The organism is Streptomyces mangrovisoli (assembly GCF_000974985.2).
GTDB lineage: Bacteria > Actinomycetota > Actinomycetes > Streptomycetales > Streptomycetaceae > Streptomyces > Streptomyces mangrovisoli.
The window spans coordinates 1-16,350 of record NZ_LAVA02000068.1 but is presented as its reverse complement, the minus strand read 5'-3'; the positions used below and the strand labels follow the sequence as shown (position 1 = coordinate 16,350).

At 73.4% G+C, this 16,350-nt stretch carries 16 protein-coding genes; 10 read left to right on the top strand and 6 right to left on the bottom strand.

The window, feature by feature from the left end; translation table 11 throughout:
* Positions 1-12: 12 nt before the first annotated feature.
* From WN71_RS26375 to WN71_RS26365, 3 genes are all read left to right on the top strand, one after another.
* A complete protein-coding gene (locus WN71_RS26375) occupies positions 13-771 on the top strand; it encodes a metal ABC transporter ATP-binding protein (protein ID WP_107469773.1) in 759 nt (252 codons plus the stop codon).
* The gene (locus WN71_RS26370; RefSeq protein ID WP_046592578.1) at positions 768-1,676 is read left to right on the top strand and encodes a metal ABC transporter permease; all 909 of its coding nucleotides are present in this window, start codon (positions 768-770) and stop codon (positions 1,674-1,676) included. Before WN71_RS26375 ends, WN71_RS26370 begins: the two co-directional genes overlap by 4 nt.
* 62 nt (positions 1,677-1,738) lie before the next feature.
* Complete coding sequence (locus WN71_RS26365) at positions 1,739-2,158, top strand: Fur family transcriptional regulator (protein ID WP_046592577.1); 420 nt, start codon at positions 1,739-1,741, stop codon at positions 2,156-2,158.
* A gap of 58 nt (positions 2,159-2,216) precedes the next feature.
* On the opposite strand, the gene WN71_RS26360 is transcribed toward WN71_RS26365, so the two are convergent.
* The 3 genes from WN71_RS26360 to recO are packed head-to-tail and all read right to left on the bottom strand — an operon-like array spanning position 2,217 to position 4,420.
* Positions 2,217-2,750, bottom strand: a complete 534-nt coding sequence (locus WN71_RS26360) for a YcxB family protein (RefSeq protein ID WP_052743244.1) — start codon at positions 2,748-2,750, stop codon at positions 2,217-2,219.
* Positions 2,751-2,802: 52 nt separating this feature from the next.
* On the bottom strand, positions 2,803-3,657 hold the full coding sequence (locus WN71_RS26355; RefSeq protein WP_046592576.1) for an isoprenyl transferase: 855 nt from the start codon (positions 3,655-3,657) through the stop codon (positions 2,803-2,805).
* Positions 3,658-3,673: 16 nt separating this feature from the next.
* Complete coding sequence (gene recO / locus WN71_RS26350) at positions 3,674-4,420, bottom strand: DNA repair protein RecO (protein WP_046592575.1); 747 nt, start codon at positions 4,418-4,420, stop codon at positions 3,674-3,676.
* Positions 4,421-4,676: 256 nt separating this feature from the next.
* Between recO and WN71_RS26345 the strand changes: the two genes are divergently transcribed.
* Both WN71_RS26345 and WN71_RS26340 read left to right on the top strand, forming a co-directional pair.
* Entirely contained in the window at positions 4,677-5,210 is a 534-nt protein-coding gene (locus tag WN71_RS26345; protein ID WP_046592574.1) for a SigE family RNA polymerase sigma factor, read from the top strand.
* The gene (locus WN71_RS26340; protein WP_167382961.1) at positions 5,207-6,307 is read left to right on the top strand and encodes a hypothetical protein; all 1,101 of its coding nucleotides are present in this window, start codon (positions 5,207-5,209) and stop codon (positions 6,305-6,307) included. The genes WN71_RS26345 and WN71_RS26340 overlap by 4 nt, the downstream gene beginning before the upstream one ends.
* Positions 6,308-6,325: 18 nt before the next feature.
* Here WN71_RS26340 and WN71_RS26335 read toward each other — a convergent pair whose 3' ends face one another.
* The gene (locus tag WN71_RS26335) at positions 6,326-7,039 is read right to left on the bottom strand and encodes a FadR/GntR family transcriptional regulator (protein WP_046592573.1); all 714 of its coding nucleotides are present in this window, start codon (positions 7,037-7,039) and stop codon (positions 6,326-6,328) included.
* Between the two features lie 233 nt (positions 7,040-7,272).
* On the opposite strand from WN71_RS26335, the gene WN71_RS26330 reads away from it, so the two are divergent.
* The 5 genes from WN71_RS26330 (at position 7,273) to WN71_RS26310 (ending at position 13,934) form a co-directional block, all read left to right on the top strand.
* Positions 7,273-8,898 carry an ABC transporter substrate-binding protein gene (locus tag WN71_RS26330; protein ID WP_046592572.1) on the top strand — a complete coding sequence of 542 codons (1,626 nt, stop codon included), beginning with the start codon at positions 7,273-7,275 and terminating at the stop codon, positions 8,896-8,898.
* A gap of 4 nt (positions 8,899-8,902) precedes the next feature.
* Positions 8,903-9,862, top strand: coding sequence for an ABC transporter permease (locus WN71_RS26325; RefSeq protein ID WP_046592571.1), 960 nt, complete (start codon positions 8,903-8,905; stop codon positions 9,860-9,862).
* A gap of 78 nt (positions 9,863-9,940) precedes the next feature.
* On the top strand, positions 9,941-11,920 hold the full coding sequence (locus WN71_RS26320; RefSeq protein WP_046592570.1) for a dipeptide/oligopeptide/nickel ABC transporter permease/ATP-binding protein: 1,980 nt from the start codon (positions 9,941-9,943) through the stop codon (positions 11,918-11,920).
* 80 nt (positions 11,921-12,000) lie between these two features.
* Entirely contained in the window at positions 12,001-12,999 is a 999-nt protein-coding gene (locus WN71_RS26315) for an oligopeptide/dipeptide ABC transporter ATP-binding protein (RefSeq protein WP_240529769.1), read from the top strand.
* The gene (locus WN71_RS26310) at positions 12,999-13,934 is read left to right on the top strand and encodes a dihydrodipicolinate synthase family protein (RefSeq protein WP_046592569.1); all 936 of its coding nucleotides are present in this window, start codon (positions 12,999-13,001) and stop codon (positions 13,932-13,934) included. The genes WN71_RS26315 and WN71_RS26310 overlap by 1 nt, the downstream gene beginning before the upstream one ends.
* A 309-nt stretch (positions 13,935-14,243) precedes the next feature.
* On the opposite strand, the gene WN71_RS26305 is transcribed toward WN71_RS26310, so the two are convergent.
* Both WN71_RS26305 and WN71_RS26300 read right to left on the bottom strand, forming a co-directional pair.
* The gene (locus tag WN71_RS26305; RefSeq protein ID WP_046592568.1) at positions 14,244-15,449 is read right to left on the bottom strand and encodes a sialidase family protein; all 1,206 of its coding nucleotides are present in this window, start codon (positions 15,447-15,449) and stop codon (positions 14,244-14,246) included.
* Positions 15,450-15,533: 84 nt separating this feature from the next.
* A complete protein-coding gene (locus WN71_RS26300; protein WP_046592567.1) occupies positions 15,534-16,229 on the bottom strand; it encodes a tellurite resistance TerB family protein in 696 nt (231 codons plus the stop codon).
* Positions 16,230-16,350: the final 121 nt, after the last annotated feature.

The following is a 16,350-nucleotide window of genomic DNA, read 5'->3' as shown; positions in this document are numbered from 1 at the left end:
CAGGATCCGGCCGTGCCCGTCGTGGCGCTGCGCGGCGTGCACGCCGAACTCGGTGCGCGCCCCGTGCTGCGCGGCGTCGACCTCGCGGTCCGGCGCGGCGAGGTGGTCGCGCTGCTCGGCGCCAACGGCTCCGGCAAGTCCACCGCGATCCGCACCCTGATCGGCCAGGTGCCGGCCACGGCGGGCACCGTCGAGCTGTTCGGCACGCCGCGGCACCGCTTCCGCGCCTGGGCGCGGGTCGGCTATGTGCCGCAGCGCGCGGGGGCCGCGGGCGGCGTGCCGGCCACGGTCGCGGAGACCGTCGCCTCGGGACGGCTCGCCCGCACCCGCTTCGGCCCGTTCCGCGCCGCCGACCGCGCCGCGGTGCACCGCGCCCTCGGCCTGGTCGGCCTGGCGGACCGCGCCAAGGACACCGTGACCGCCCTCTCCGGCGGCCAGCAGCAGCGCGTCCTGATCGCCCGCGCCCTGGTGAGCGAGCCCGAACTGCTGGTCATGGACGAGCCGTTGGCGGGCGTGGACCTGGCGAGCCAGGAGGTGCTCGCGACGACCCTGCGCCAACTGGTCGCCTCCGGCGCGTCCGTTCTGCTCGTCCTGCACGAACTCGGGCCGCTGGAGCCCCTGATCGACCGCGCGGTCGTGCTGCGCGACGGCCGCGTGGTGCACGACGGCCCGCCCCCGCGGACCGCGGACGGCTCTCTGCCGTACGGCCACGAACACCACCACCCGCACGCCGGCGACGGCGCCGACTCCAGGGGTCTGCCGATCCGATGAACCTCCTCGACTACGACTTCATGCGGCGGGCGCTGCTCGCCGCCGTGCTGGTCGGCATCACCGCCCCCGCCATCGGCATCCACCTCGTGCAGCGCCGCCAGCCGCTCATGGGCGACGGCATCGGCCATGTCGCGATGACCGGCGTCGGCCTCGGCTTCCTGCTGCACTCCTCCCCCGTGTGGATGGCGACCGCCGTGTCCGTCCTCGGCGCGGTGCTGATGGAGCTGATCCGCTGGTACGGCAAGGCCCGCGGCGACATCGCCCTCGCGATGCTCTTCTACGGCGGCATGGCGGGCGGCGTGATGCTGGTGAACCTGACGCCGAACGGCTCCAACGCCAACCTCGGCTCGTATCTCTTCGGGTCCCTGACGACCGTCTCCCCCGCCGACATCACCGCGATCTCGATCCTGGCGGGGTTCGTGATCCTGGTGACCCTGGGGCTGCGCCGGCAGCTGTTCGCGGTCGCCCACGACGAGGAGTTCGCCCGGGTGACCGGCCTGCCCGTGCGGGCGCTGAACCTGCTCACCGCCGTGACCGCCGCGGTCACCGTGACCGTGTCGATGCGCGTGGTGGGCCTGATCCTGGTCTCGGCGCTGATGGTGGTGCCGGTCGCGGCGGCGCAGCAGCTCACCCGCAGCTTCCGGGCGACGTTCGTGCTCGCGACGGTGATCGGGGTGGCGGTCGCGCTCGGCGGCACGACGGCCTCCTTCTACCAGGACGTGCCGCCCGGGGCGACGATCGTGCTGCTCGCCATCGGCGTGTTCGTCCTCCTCACCGCGCTGGCCGCGCCGCTGGCCCGGCGCCGTGCCCGCGCGGCGGCGGCCGCCGTGAGCCCGGAGGCGGCACCGCTCGCGGAGCGTGCGATTCCGGCCGCCCGCTCCACCGCCGACGGGGTCGGCGCCTGACCGGGCACAGCCCCTGCTGGCACAATGGCCGGGCAGGAGGCAGACGTGTCGAGGAGGCAACGGTGACGACGGCCGGACCCGTGCGGGGTCGCTCCACGCGCCAGCGTGCCGCCGTGGCGGCGGCCCTCGACGAGGTCGAGGAGTTCCGCAGCGCGCAGGAACTGCACGACATGCTCAAGCACAAGGGTGACTCGGTCGGCCTGACGACGGTCTACCGCACCCTCCAGTCCCTCGCCGACGCGGGCGAGGTCGACGTGCTGCGCACCTCCGACGGCGAGTCCGTCTACCGCCGCTGCTCCTCCGGCGAGCACCACCACCATCTCGTCTGCCGCTCCTGCGGCAAGGCGGTCGAGGTGGAGGGCCCGGCGGTGGAGAAGTGGGCGGAGGCGATCGCGAGCGAGCACGGCTTCGTGAACGTCGCGCACACGGTCGAGATCTTCGGCACGTGCGCGGACTGCGCGGCGCCGCCCGCGGCGGGCTGAGGCCGCCCGAGGGGACGCCTGCGCGCGGGCGAGCCGGTGAACCTTTCCGGTCGCAGCACTAGATGCGGGCGAGGTGCCGGTCGAAGATCGCGCGCAGCCGGTCGGCGTCCGCGGGGTCGGCGAGGCCGCGTTTGGGCAGGACGGTGAAGCAGCTCGCGTTCTTGTCATCGCTGAACATGACGAACAGGTCGGCGGTCTCGCGGTAGCGGGGCTGGGCCGGCCACCTGACCGTGGTCGTGGTGTTGGCGTTGCTCACCGTCACCCCGTCGTCCGTCACGACCGTGCGCATGACACCGTTGCGGGCCGCCAGCCGCTGGAAGGCCCGGCCCTGCAAGTGGGGCATGAACCACATCGCCACGCTCCCGGCCAGCAACCCGCACGCCACGGGCACGCTCGTGTCCTGACCGGCCAGCGAGCCGGCGATCTCCGCGACGCCGATGAGCATCACCAGCGGCGCCACCCACAGCGATCTGCGGCCCGCCTTCGTGATGCGCCGGCGCTCCTTGAGCAGCCCTGAGAAGTCCTTCACGACGGGCTGGAACTCCAGCTCCACCGCCGCCTGTTCGGCGTCCCGCCCCATGTCCATGACCATGAGGCGGGATCGTAGTGGCAAAGATCGGCCGCGGCCGGAGGATTTCCCCCGGCTACGCGCCGGCCTCGTCCGAGGTGGTCGGGCGGCCCTGCATGGCGAGGAGTTCTTCGTTCGGGATGGCGCCGCCGAAGCGGCGGTCGCGGGAGGCGAACTCGATGCACGCCCGCCACAGGTCGCGGCGGTCGAAGTCCGGCCACAGCACGTCCTGGAAGACCATCTCGGCGTAGGCGCTCTGCCAGATCAGGTAGTTGGAGGTGCGCTGCTCGCCGCTCGGCCGCAGGAACAGGTCCACGTCCGGCATGTCCGGGTAGTACATGTACTTCTGCAGGGTCTTCTCGTTGACCTTGTCCGGGTCCAGCCGGCCGGCGGCGACGTCGGCGGCGAGCGCCTTGGCCGCGTCGGCGATCTCGGCCCGGCCGCCGTAGTTCATGCAGAAGTAGAGGGTCAGCCGGTCGTTGTCCTTGGTCTGCTCCTGGGCGACCTGGAGCTCCTTGGCGACGGACTTCCACAGCTTCGGCATCCGGCCCACCCAGCGCACCCGGATGCCGAGCTCGTCGAGGGTGTCGCGGGTCTTGCGGATGAAGTCGCGGTTGAAGTTCATGAGGAAGCGCACCTCGTCGGGCGAGCGCTTCCAGTTCTCGGTGGAGAAGGCGTACAGGGAGATCGCCCCGACGCCCATCTCGATGCCGCCCTGGAGGACGTCGAGGACGCGCTCGGCGCCGACCTTGTGGCCTTCGGTGCGGGGCAGCCCGCGCTCCTTGGCCCAGCGGCCGTTCCCGTCCATGACGATCGCCACATGGTTGGGGACGAGCTCGCCGGGGACCTTCGGCGCCCGCGCGCCGGACGGGTGCGGCTCCGGCGTCCTGTACTCGCGGCGCTGGCGGCCCAGGATCCCGCGTACGACCATGTGCTCCTCGTCTCCCTTACTTTTCCACGTACCTGAGCGAGCGCAGCCCGCGTTCCAGGTGCCAGTGGAGATAGGCGGACACCAGCCCGCTCCCCTCCCGGACGTACCGCGGCTCGGTTGCGTCCGCGGTCTCCCAGTCTCCCGTAAGCAGCGCGCCGAGCAGGACCAGGGTCTGCGGCGAGGGTACGACACTGCCGGGGACCCGGCAGTCGACGCAGACGCTGCCGCCAGCGGCCACGGAGAAGAACCGGTTCGGTCCGGGCATTCCGCACTTCGCGCAGTCGCCGAAGCTGGGGGCGTAGCCGTTGACGGCGAGGGAGCGCAGCAGGAAGGCGTCGAGGACGAGGTGCGGCGCGTGCTCGCCCCGGGCGAGGGTGCGCAGGGCGCCGACGAGCAGCAGGTACTGCTGGACGGCGGGCTCGCCCTCGTGGTCGGTGAACCGCTCGGCGGTCTCCAGCATGGCCGTCCCGGCGGTGTAGCGGGTGTAGTCGGAGACGATGACGCCACCGTAGGGAGCGATGGTCTCACTCTGCGTGCACAGGGGCAGCCCGCGGCCGATCAGCTCGCTGCCGCGGGCGAAGAACTGCACGTCGACGTGGGAGAACGGCTCCAGCCGTGCCCCGAACTTCGACTTGGTGCGGCGCACGCCTCGGGCCACGGCCCGCACGCGGCCGTGGCCGCGGGTGAGCAGGGTGATGATCCGGTCCGCCTCACCCAGCTTCTGGGTACGCAGCACGACACCGTCATCACGGAACAGACTCATGGACCCATTGTCCCGTACGGCCCGGGGGCCGGGGAGGGAGTGGGTCACCGCGGCCCGGTGGGGGCCCTTCGCGCAGTTCCCCGCGCCCCTGAAAACACCCTGCGGCCCGGTGGGGGCCCTGGACGATCTTCAGGGGCGCGGGGAACTGCGCGATCAGCCCCCACCGGGCCGCGGCCGGATTCCCGCGAACCCCGGTGGAACGGCCGGGCAACCGAATCCGGGTGGGCGGTGGTCTGGAGGGCGAGGGGGTAACCGAATGCAGGCCGAACTTGAGGGCCAGTTCCAGGAGTTCGTCAGAGCACGCTGGTCGCACCTGGTGCGCACCGCGTATCTGCTGACGGGCGACGCCCACCACGCCGAGGACCTGACGCAGACCGCCCTGACAAAGGCGTACCGGTCCTGGCGGCGCGTGGCGCGTACGGACAATCCGGAGGCGTACGTCCGCCGGATGCTGGTCAGTTGCAACAGCGACCGCTTCCGCAAGCGGCGGGTGCAGGAGGCGTTGACCGCGGCTCCGCCCGAGCCGCCGGCCGCCGACGGGGATGTCGGCCGGATCGCCGAGCGTGGCGCGCTGCTCGGCGCACTGGCCCAACTGCCGCCCCGGCAAAGGGCCGTGGTGGTGATGCGGTACTGGGAGGACCTGTCCGAGGCGGAGGTGGCCGAGGTGCTCGGCTGCTCGCCCGGCACGGTCAAGAGCCAGGCGTCCAAGGGGCTGGCGAAACTGCGCGCGCTCCCGGGGCTGGCCCGGGTCGCGGACGAGTCGTCCACGGGGCGGGGAGGCAGTCGATGAGTGAGAACGGGTGGGGGGAAGAGCAGTTCGAGGGTGGGGAGCGGGACTTCGGCTCCGGCGCCGCGTCCCCGGAGCCCGCGGAGGGCGAGTCCCGGGCCCGCGCCTGGGAACGGGCCTGGGGCGACCCCGAGTTCGAGGACCGGCTGCGGGACCTGCTGGCCGAAGGCGCACACGACATCCGGCCGTCGCCGGTGCCGTACCACACGATCAGGAGGCGTGGAATGATCGAGCGCAGGCAGCGCATCGTGGTGGCCGGGGCGGCGTTCGCGGCCCTGGCGGCGGTGCCCGTGGGGGCGTACGCGCTGGGCGGGCACACGACGTCGAGCCCCGCCGCGCCCACCCCCTCCGTGCTGGTGACACGGCCCGCGACCACCACGCCCGCCTCGACGGCCACCACGCCCGTGCCGGACCCCTCCGGTTCCGCGCCCGCCACGTCGTCCGCGCCGCCCACGCCGTCCGGGACCACCGCCGCCGCCGGGCCCGCGGCACCCGCCACCGGCGACCAGCTGCTCGACGGCATCACCTTCGCGCAGGCGAGCGACGGGCTGAGCGCCTGCCTCTCCTCCGAGTTCGCGAGCATGTCCGGGGTCAGCGGCGGCCTCGGCACCGCCCACGACTACCGGATCATCCTCGCGATGCCCGCCACCGGCGACACCAACGCCCCCGGCGACGGCATCTACGTCGTGGCCGTCACCGCCGACTCGCACGCGGCCTCCCGGACGCGGCTGATCTGCACGGTCAAGGGCGGCAAGGCGGAGGGCCTGAACACCTCGGGCAGCGGCCAGGACGGCTCGGCGGCAGTCGTCCCCGACATGAACGCCGGCAAGCTCTACCAGGAGTCCGCCCTCGACAAGGGCGCCTGGAAGCTGCCGTTCCGCTGGGGGGACATCGGCACCGTGCGCCCGTCGGTGGCGAAGGTGACGGTCTCCTACGGCAACTCGCACTCGGTGGCCGTACTGGACCACGGCTGGTTCGTGGCCACCGGCAGCCTGGACCGCAAGGTCACCCTGACACCGCACATCAAGGGCTACGACGCCCACGGCAAGCTCGTCTACGACTCCGACCAGGATCCGCAGTACGAGAAGACCCTGCCGTAGGCCGGAAGGACCCGCGGCTCAGCCCACCCCCCGCGACTCCTGCGCCGCCCGCGCCTCGATGCCGCGGAAGTGGACCGCCATCGCGCGCCGCGCGCCCGCCACGTCGCGGGCGCGCAGCGCCGTCACGATGTCGCGGTGGCGGCCGACGGTGGTCCCGGGCGCCGGGTCGTCGGTCCAGCCGCGGGCCCGCGCGACCCGGCTGAACACCGTCCAGAACACCCCGAGCAGCTCCGGCACCAGCGCGTTGCCGAGCGGCGCGTACAGCAACTCGTGGAAGGCCCGGTCGAGTTCGGGGAAGGGCCGGCCGGCCAGGCGGGCCGCCTCCATCCGTGCGACGATCCGCTCCAGGCGCCGCAGCTGCGCCTCGGTGAGCGTCTCGGCGGCCCGGCCCACCAGCCCCTCCTCCAGCACCTCGCGGATCTGGAGGATCCCGGCGAGGGCCCCGGGGTCGCCCGCGTGCCGGGTCAGCGTGCGGAAGGTCAGCCCGTCGACCAGCGGCGTGAGCGAGGCCCGCCCGACATAGGTGCCGTGGCCGTGCCGGATCTCCACGATGTCGAGGGCCTGGAGCGCCTTGAGCGCCTCGCGCACGGAGTTGCGGCTGACGCCGAGCCCCGCCGTCAGCTCGGCCTCGGTGGGCAGGGGCGCGCCGGGCCCGAGGCCGCGGTCGAGGATCAGCTCGACGACCTGGCGCTGCAACCGGCTGTTCCTGGACTCCCCGGCCATGCGCCGCATCGTACGCGCATCGGACGTCCCACGTCCCACGTCCGGCGGTACCCGGTGGACCACTTCCCCTGATAGGTAGTCAACTCGGCCATTCCGACCCGCCATTGGTCCGACCTCTGACGGCTACGCCATTCGTGTGCGATCCCTTGACCCTCCTCACCGCCGCTCCTATGGTCGCGCTGACCCAGGACGTAGGACGTCGTATCTCTCCATCCACCAGACCCCCCTTCGCTGGAGGAACCGTGCGCGACGTGACCCACGACGTGCCGGCGCTGCCCCGCCGGTCGTTCCTGATCCACTCCGGCGCGCTCGGCGCGGCCGCCGCCCTCTCCTCGTCGCTCGCGGCCTGCTCGTCGGGGCCCGCGTCGACCAACGACACCGGGGGTGGCGGCACCGGCCGCACCCTGACCGCGGTGATCGGCTACGGCAACGACGGCAGCTGGGACCCGACGCAGACCGCGTCCGCGTTCGCCATGGCGGCCAACAACCACATCTACGAGGGCCTGCTGGACACCGATCCGATCACCCGCAAGCCCTACCCGGCCCTCGCGACGGCGGTACCGGCGAACGCCTCCGCCACCACCTGGCGGTTCACCCTGCGCTCCGGGGCGACCTTCCACGACGGCAAGCCGGTCACCGCCGACGACGTCGTCTTCGTCTACGACCACATCCTCGACCCGAAGACCCAGACCCTCGCCAAGGGCTTCTTCGCGAGCTGGCTGAAGGAGGCCCGCAAGGTCGACGCGCGGACGGTGGAGCTGGTGCTCAAGTACCCCTTCCCGGACGGGCTCTCGCGGCTCACCCTGGCCAAGGTCATGCCGAAGCACGTCTTCTCCCGGCCCGGCGCCTGGGACGACGCGATCAAGGGGCTCGCGGTGGGCTCGGGACCGTACCGGCAGACCGCGCACCACCCCAAGTCGAACACCACCTTCGCCGCGTACGACAAGTACAACGGCCCCCGCCCGCCCGCCTTCAAGAAGATGAACTGGCTGACGATCGTGGACGCCGCACCCCGCGTCGCCCGGATCTCCGGCAGCGGCGCGGGCGCCCAGATCTCCGACAACATCCCCTACGCCGACATCACCCAGCTGCGCAAGGGCGGGCTGACCGTCGCGGGCGGCGCCGGGATGAACAACCTGTTCCTGATGTTCAACACGCAGCACAAGCCGTTCGACGACGTACGGGTACGGCAGGCCCTGCACTACGCCATCGACACCGAGAAGATGGTGCGGGTCGCGCTCAAGGGCCACGGCAGGCCGTCCTCGTCCTTCCTCAACGAGGGCAACCCCGCCTACCGTCGCGCGAAGACGGTCTACGACCACGACCCCGACAAGGCCAAGGCGCTGCTGAAGGCGGCCGGGGTGAAGGGGCTGAAGATCGAGATCCTGGCGGTGAACGTCAGCTGGATCGTCGACTGCCTGCCGACGATCAAGGCGTCCTGGGACGCGGTCGGCGTGAAGACCACGCTGGCCCCGCAGGAGACCACGGCCGTCTTCACCAAGATGGACCAGAAGCAGGACTACCAGGTGGTCGCGGCGGCCTCCAACCCCAATCAGTTCGGCCTCGACGCCGACCTGATCATGCACTACAACTACGGCCCGCAGAACCTGTGGATGGGCTACGCCCGCTGGGCCGGCGACCCGGTGGCCAAACAGCTCTTCAAGGACATGGACCGGGCGGCGCAGGAGCCCGACGCCACGCGGAAGACCCTCATGATCCAGGACTACGTCGACACCGTGGCCGAACAGGCCGTGCTCTACCCGGTCGTCCACAACGAGCTGATGACCGCCTGGAACCCGGACCGGCTCACCGGCATAAGGGCACAGCCGTACCCCGGCATCAACCTCCTCCAGGCCAAGTGGGCCTGACGGCATGACGGCCGTCGTCCGCATCCTGGCCCGGCGTATCGCGCTGCTCGTGCCGCTGCTGCTCGGGATCGTGCTGTTCGTGTTCCTGGTGATGCGGTTCTCGGACGTCGACCCGGCGTCCGCGTTCTTCCAGGGCGCGAACCCCACCGCGCGCCAGCTGCACGACTTCCGCGAGCAGAACGGCCTGCTGGACCCGCTGCCGGTGCGCTACGCGCACTTCGTCGGGGATCTGCTCCACGGCGACCTGGGCACCTCGGCGCTGACCCGGGCGCCGGTGCTGGACCAGGTCGCCACCGCGCTGCCGCTGACCCTCCAGCTGACCTTCCTGGGCCTCGGCATCGCGGTGGTGCTGGCCCTGGTCGGCGGCGTCACCGCGGCGATCCACCGGGACCGGCTGCCCGACCAGATCATCCGGGTGGTCTCGCTGACCGGGGTCGCGGCGCCCTCCTTCTGGCTGGCGCTGCTGATGATCCAGTACCTCGCCGTCGACCTGGGCTGGTTCCCCACCGGCGGCTACATCAACCCGGCCGACTCCTTCACCGGCTGGCTGCGCACGATGACCCTGCCCGCCCTCGCGCTCTCCCTGCCGGTGGCCGCGCAGCTGACCCGGATCGTGCGGACGTCGGTGGTGGAGGAGCTGGACAAGGACTACGTCCGCACCGCGATCGGCAGCGGGCTGCCGGCCCGGGTGGTGGTCGGCCGCAACGTGCTGCGCAACGCGCTCGTCAACCCGCTGACCGTGCTCGGGCTGCGGGTCGGCTATCTGCTCGGCGGCGCGGTCGTCATCGAGACGATCTTCTCGCTGCCCGGCATGGGGAAGCTGATGATCGACGCCGTGCAGAACGGCGACCCGGCCGTGGTGCAGGGCGTGGTGCTGACCACCGCGACCGGCTTCGTCGTCGTCAACCTCGTCATCGACGTCCTCTACCTGCTGCTCAACCCGCGCCTCCGGGAGGCGACATGACCGTCCGGCCGCTCGACGCACGGCTGCGGGGGGCGACATGACGCGTCCGCCGCTCGACCCGCGCCCCGGGGAGGCGACATGACCTTCAGCCGGAAGGCGCTCGCGGGCGCGCTCGCCCGGCCCGGGATCCGGCTGCGCGGCTGGCGCAGGCTGCCGGTGCCGTCCAGGGCGGCCGTCTGCTTCCTCGCCCTGGTGGTCCTGGTGGCGCTGCTCGCCCCGGTCCTCGCCCCGCACGACCCGCTCGACCAGCAGGACCCCGTGGACGGCACCGGCCACCCCTCCACCGCGCACTGGATGGGCCAGGACAGCCTGGGCCGCGACATCCTCAGCCGGCTGATGTACGGCGCCCGCTGGTCGCTGGCGATCGGCCTCGGCGCCACCGCGCTCGCGCTCGTGGTGGGCGCCCTGCTCGGCGCGGTCGCCGCCACCTCGCGCAAGGGCGTCGACGAGACCCTGATGCGCTGCCTGGACGTGGTGATGGCGTTCCCCGGGATCGCGCTGGCCGCCGTGCTCGTCTCCGTCTTCGGCGGCGGCATCACCGTCCTGATCTGCGCCATCGCGTTCCTGTTCACCCCGCCGGTGGCCCGTGTCGTCCGCGCCAACGTGCTCGACCAGTACGGCGAGGACTACGTCACCGCCGAGCGGGTCATCGGCGCCCGCACCCCGCACATCGTGTGGCGGCACGTGGCGATCAACTGCGCGGCGCCCGTGCTCGTCTTCTGCACGGTCCAGGTGGCCGAGGCGATCGTCTTCGAGGCGTCGCTGTCCTTCATCGGCGCGGGCGTGCGGCCGCCCGACCCGTCCTGGGGCAGCGTCATCGCCGACGGCAAGAACATGGTGCTGACCGGCGGCTGGTGGGCCACCGTCTTCCCCGGGCTGCTGATGCTGCTGACGGTGCTGAGCCTCAACATCCTCTCCGAGGGCGTCTCCGACGCGTGGGCGGCGCCCGCCGCCCGCGAGGTGGAGGTGCGCGAGGAGGACCGCCCGCAGGCGCCGGAGCCGGGCACCGGCGATGTCGTACGGCTGCCGGGGCTCACGCAGGCGGCGCTGCGGCTGCGCGCGCGGGCCCGTCCGCCGCTGCCCGTCGACGCGGCGCCCGTGCTCGGGGTGGAGGACCTCAGGATCGCGTTCCCCGGCCGGCACCGGGGCGTGGACATCGTGGACGGCATCAGCTTCGCGGTGGGGCCGGGCGAGGTCCTCGGCCTGGTCGGCGAGTCGGGCTGCGGCAAGTCGCTGACCGCGCTCGCCGTGATGGGCCTCCAGCCGCCAGGCGCCCGGGTCACCGGCCGGATCCTCTTCGACGGCCTGGACCTGCTCGCCGGTCCGCCGCGGGTCCGCCGCAGGCTGCTGGGCCACGAGATGGCGATGGTCTACCAGGACGCCCTGTCCTCGCTGAACCCGGCGATGACCATCCGCGCCCAGCTGAAGCAGCTCGTGCGGCGGGGCGGCCGGCGCAGCCCCGCGGAGCTGCTCACCCTGGTCGGGCTCGACGCCGAACGCACCCTGCGCGCCTACCCGCACGAACTCTCCGGCGGCCAGCGCCAGCGCGTCCTGATCGCCATGGCGCTCTCCCGCGACCCGCGGCTGATCGTCGCCGACGAGCCGACGACCGCGCTGGACGTCACCGTGCAGGCGCAGGTCATGGAGCTGCTGCTGCGGCTGCGCGCGGAACTCGGCTTCGCCCTCGTCCTCGTCTCGCACGACCTCGCGCTGATCGCCGACGTCACCGACCGGGTCGCGGTGATGTACGGCGGCCAGATCGTGGAGACGGGCGTGACCGCGGACCTGGTGGAGGCACCGGCCCACCACTACACGCGCGGCCTGCTCGGCAGCGTGCTGTCGCTGGAGTCGGCGGCGGAGCGGCTGACGCAGATCAGGGGCGTGGTGCCGTCGCCGGCCGACTTCCCGGCGGGCTGCCGTTTCGCCGACCGCTGCCCGCGGGCGAGCGAGGTGTGCCGGAGCACCGCCCCGGCCCCGGCGGGCCCGCCCACCCACACGGCCGCCTGCCACCATCCCGCGGTCGACCTGCTGACGACGGAGAGCGAGGCCGTGACGTGACCGCGAGCGTGAGCGACGACGGACGGCCGGGCCCCGGGCCCACCGCGCCCGCCGGCCCCGCGGGGACCGCCGTCGTCGGGCTGGCCGACGCCCACGTGGTGCACCGGGCGCGCAGCGGCGGCCTGTTCTCCCGCGACCGGGTGTACGCCCTGACCGGCGCCGATCTGACGGTCGCGCCCGGTGAGACGGTCGGCGTGGTCGGCGAGTCCGGCTGCGGCAAGTCGACCCTGGCGAAGGTGCTGGTGGGGGTGGAGCGGCCGACCGCCGGTTCGGTGTCGTTCCAGGGGCGCGACCTGTGGTCGATGCCGCCCGCGGAACGCCGTACGACGGTCGGCGCGAACGCGGGCATGGTCTTCCAGGACCCGTCCACGGCGCTCAACCGGCGGCTGCCGGTCCACCGCATCCTGCGCGACCCGCTGGACGTCCACGCCCGGGGCACCCGGGCCGCGCGCGCCGAGCGGGTGCGGGAGCTGATGGACCTGGTGGGCCTGCCCCCGGCGCTCGCCGACGCGCTGCCCGGACAGCTCTCCGGCGGGCAGCGGCAGCGGGTGGCCATCGCCCGCGCGCTCGCCCTGGACCCGGCGCTGGTGGTGGCGGACGAGCCGACGAGCGCGCTGGACGTGTCGGTGCGCGCGCAGATCCTCAATCTGCTGCTGGACCTGAAGGAGCGGCTCGGCCTCGCGCTGGTCTTCGTCTCGCACGACATCCAGACGGTACGGCGGATGAGCGACCGCGTGATCACCATGTATCTGGGGCGGATCGTGGAGGAGGCCCCGGCGGGCGAGGTCACCGACCGCTCACGGCATCCGTACACCCGGGCGCTGTTCTCGGCGACGCCCGGTCTGCTCGCGCCGATCGACCCGATCCCGCTGACCGGTCCCGTCCCGTCGGCGACCCGCCCGCCGAGCGGCTGCCCGTTCCGCACCCGCTGCTGGAAGGCGGACGCGTCGTGCGTGGCCCGGATGCCGGACTTCTCGGCCGCGTCGCGGCCCGGTCACCGCTACCGCTGCCACCATCCTGTGGAGGAGGACCGGTCCACCCGCGACCTCGTGCACCAGACGGATCCCAGGGAGCCCTGATGACCTTTCCCGCCCCGCTGACCGGTGTCGTACCGCCCGTCTGCACGCCCCTGACACCGGACCGCGAGGTGGACGTCCGCTCCCTGACCCGGCTCGTCGACCATCTGGTGGAGGCCGGGGTGGACGGCCTGTTCGTGCTCGGCTCGTCGTCGGAGGCCGCGTATCTGACGGACGCGCAGCGGCGGCTGGTGGTGGAGACGGTCGCGGGGCACATCGGCGGGCGGCTGCCGCTGCTGGCCGGGGCCATCGACATGACCACCCCGCGGGTGATCGACCACGTCCGGTCGGTCGCGGCGGCGGGCGCGGACGCGGTCGTGGTGACCGCGCCGTTCTACACCCGCACCCACCCGGCCGAGATCGCCCGCCACTTCCGGCTGGTCGCGGCGGCCTCCCCGGTCCCGGTCATCGCCTACGACATCCCGTCGGCCGTGCACAGCAAGCTGCCGGCGCCGCTGGTGCTCGACCTCGCGGCGGAGGGGGTGCTGGCCGGGCTGAAGGACTCCAGCGGCGACCTGGCCGGGTTCCGCGAGGTGGTCACCGGGGCGCGCGAACGGCCGGGCGTCAGCGGGTTCGGTGTGCTGACCGGCTCCGAACTGCTCGTCGACTCGGCGCTCGCGCTGGGCGCGGACGGGGCGGTGCCGGGGCTCGCCAACGTCGACCCGCACGGGTACGTCCGGCTGGTGCGGCTGTGCCGGGCGGGTGACTGGCAGCGCGCCCGGGCCGAACAGGAGCGGCTGTGCGCGCTGTTCGGGCTCGTCGAGGCGGGGGATCCTGGCCGGATGGGGGGCAGTTCGTCGGCGCTGGGGGCGTTCAAGGCGGCGCTGCATCTGCGGGGGGTCATCGACTGCCCGGCGACGGCGGAGCCCCAGGTACCGCTGTCTCCGGAGGAGGTCGAACGGGTCGGCAAGTACCTGGCGAGCGCGGGCCTCTTGTAACCCCGGCGGGGTCATTTGTCACGCAGTTCCCCGCGCCCCTGAAATCTGCGGGTTCGGTGGGGCCATTTCGCGCAGTTCCCCGCGCCCCTGGAATGTGCGGGCCCGTCGTGGCCGGTCGCGCAGTTCCCCGCGCCCCTTCCGGGGCACGGCTGCGAGAAGCCCCTGAAAGGGGCGCGGGGAACTGCGCGAACGGGCGCGACGGGCCCGTGGGGGTTCACCGGCCGGTGGATCCAAGGGGCGCGGGGAACTGCGCGATCAGCCCCCACCGGCCCGCAGAATTCAGGGGCGCGGGGAACGGCGCGGAAGGGGTCAGGGGGCTTCGAGGGCGCCGATCGGGAGGCGGCGGAAGGTGATCGTGTCGTACGTGCCCGCCGCACCCGTCTCGTAGAGCAGCCCGACCGTCGACCGATCGACCTGCACGAGGTCGGAGTACCCGGCCCGGTCCGGCGAGACCGTGACCGCCTTGCGGAAGGTCAGCCCCGCGTCCCCGCTGGACCAGACGGCCATCGCCTTGCGCACCCCGGGCGTGGACGGACCGGAGAACAGCAGCGGGGCGCCGGGCCCGGTCAGCTGGAGCGCGCTGCCCTCGACGACGGGCACGTCGTCCAGGGTGTGCTGGACCGCGAACGCCCGCTCCAGGGTGCGGCCGCCGTCGGTGGAGACGCTGTCGAGCCGGTTGCCCGTGCTGCCGCCCCGCTGGTCGCGGGCGTTGAGGTAGAGGCTGCCGTCGGGGAGCTGCGCCGCGGTGGTCTCGTTGGCGTTGTCGACGCCGTCGCGGGAGGCGTCGACGAAACCGAGCCGCCAGGTGCGGCCGCCGTCGTCGCTGTAGAGGGCGTGGGCGCCGTAGTAGCGGGCCTCCTGGCCGGTGTCGGGGGACCCCGCGGGCGGCGCGGAGGAGTGGTCGCAGGCGACGACGAGCCGTCCGGCGTGCGGGCCACGGGTGAGCGCGACGGCGTGTCCGGGCCCGGTGGCGTACCACCGCCAGCCGGCCGGCTTGACCGCGCCGGTGAGGTCGCGGGGCGCGTCGAAGTGCAGCCCGTCGTCCCGGCTGCGCTGCACGAACACGCGGCGGCCCTGTTCCGCCGTGACCTCGCCGCGCATGATCTGTGCCTCGGTCACGGCGCCGCTGTTGTAGCTGGTCAGCAGGACGACCGCGCCGGAGCGGGAGTCGACGACGGGGGCCGGGTTGCCCCGGGTGTCACCGCGGCCCGCGGCCACCACCCGCAGCGGGCCCCAGGTGCAGCCGCCGTCGCCGGACCGGCGCAGCACCACGTCGATGTCGCCGGAGTCCGCGGGCCCGTTGCGCCGGCCCTCGGCGAAGGCGAGGAGGGTGCCGCGCGCGGTCGTGACCACGGCGGGGATGCGGTAGGTGGCGTACCCGCCCTCGCCGGAGACGTACGGGACCGAGGCGGTGCAGCCGACGGAGCCGGTGGAGGCGGCGGCGGGCGGGGCGGCGGCGGTGAGCGGGCCGAGGAGCACGGCGGTGGCGAGGAGGGTGCGGCTCAGGGTGATCACGCTGTGATGCTCCCCGGCGCCACCCGTGCCGACTCCGTCACCAACCGTACGGGCTACGGCGGCGGGCCCGGGGCGGCGCGGGGCCTACGACGGTGTGCGGGCCGCCGCCAGCAGCCGGGTGACGTCGGTGGAGCAGATGGTGAGCGCCGCGCCGACGGTGGCGAGGACGTCGCGTTCGGCGGGCGTGTAGGGGCCGTCGGCCAGGGCGATGCGGGCGCCCTGGAGGAGGATCGCCTCGCGTCCGCCGGGGGCGAGGTGCGGGGCGAGCGGGTCGAGCGCCTCGTGCAGCTCTATGGCGAGGCCCGCGCCGGACGGCTGGTCGAAGAGCCGGCCGGTGTCCGCGGCGAGCGCCTCGACCAGGGTGCCGAGCTGGTCCTCGGTGCACTCCTGGAAGCCGGCCGCGCGGACCGCGGTCACCGCTGCCGCGAGCGAGGTGGGGGCGCAGGCGCCGCCCGCGGCCAGCACGGCGAGCGCGACGGTGTGCACGGCGTCCCGGAGCATCGCCGAGAAGCGGCTGGTGGTGGGGTGGTCGAGGACGTCGGCGCCGAAGTGGGCGCGGCAGGAGGCGCACTCGACGACGGGTCCGGTCACTCCACGCGGCAGCACGGGCAGGCCCAGCAGGGTGAGCCGACGGCGGCCGGTGAGGCGCTGGTAGTTGCGGTCGCCGCCGCAGCCGGGGCAGAAGAAGTCGCCGTCGCCGACGGAGGTCCACGCGGTGCGCGTGCCCAGGATGCGGGCACGCCTGGCGCCACGGCCGTCTCGTCCCCGTACTGGCAGCACGTCGCACCTCCGTAACCCCGCGGCAACATCGCCGCGCTGGCGTGATGTTAGCCACATCGGGGGGTCGGAGTCAGTACCCCGGACGAGACCTTTCCGTGACCTCCACGTCCGGGTGGCCGGG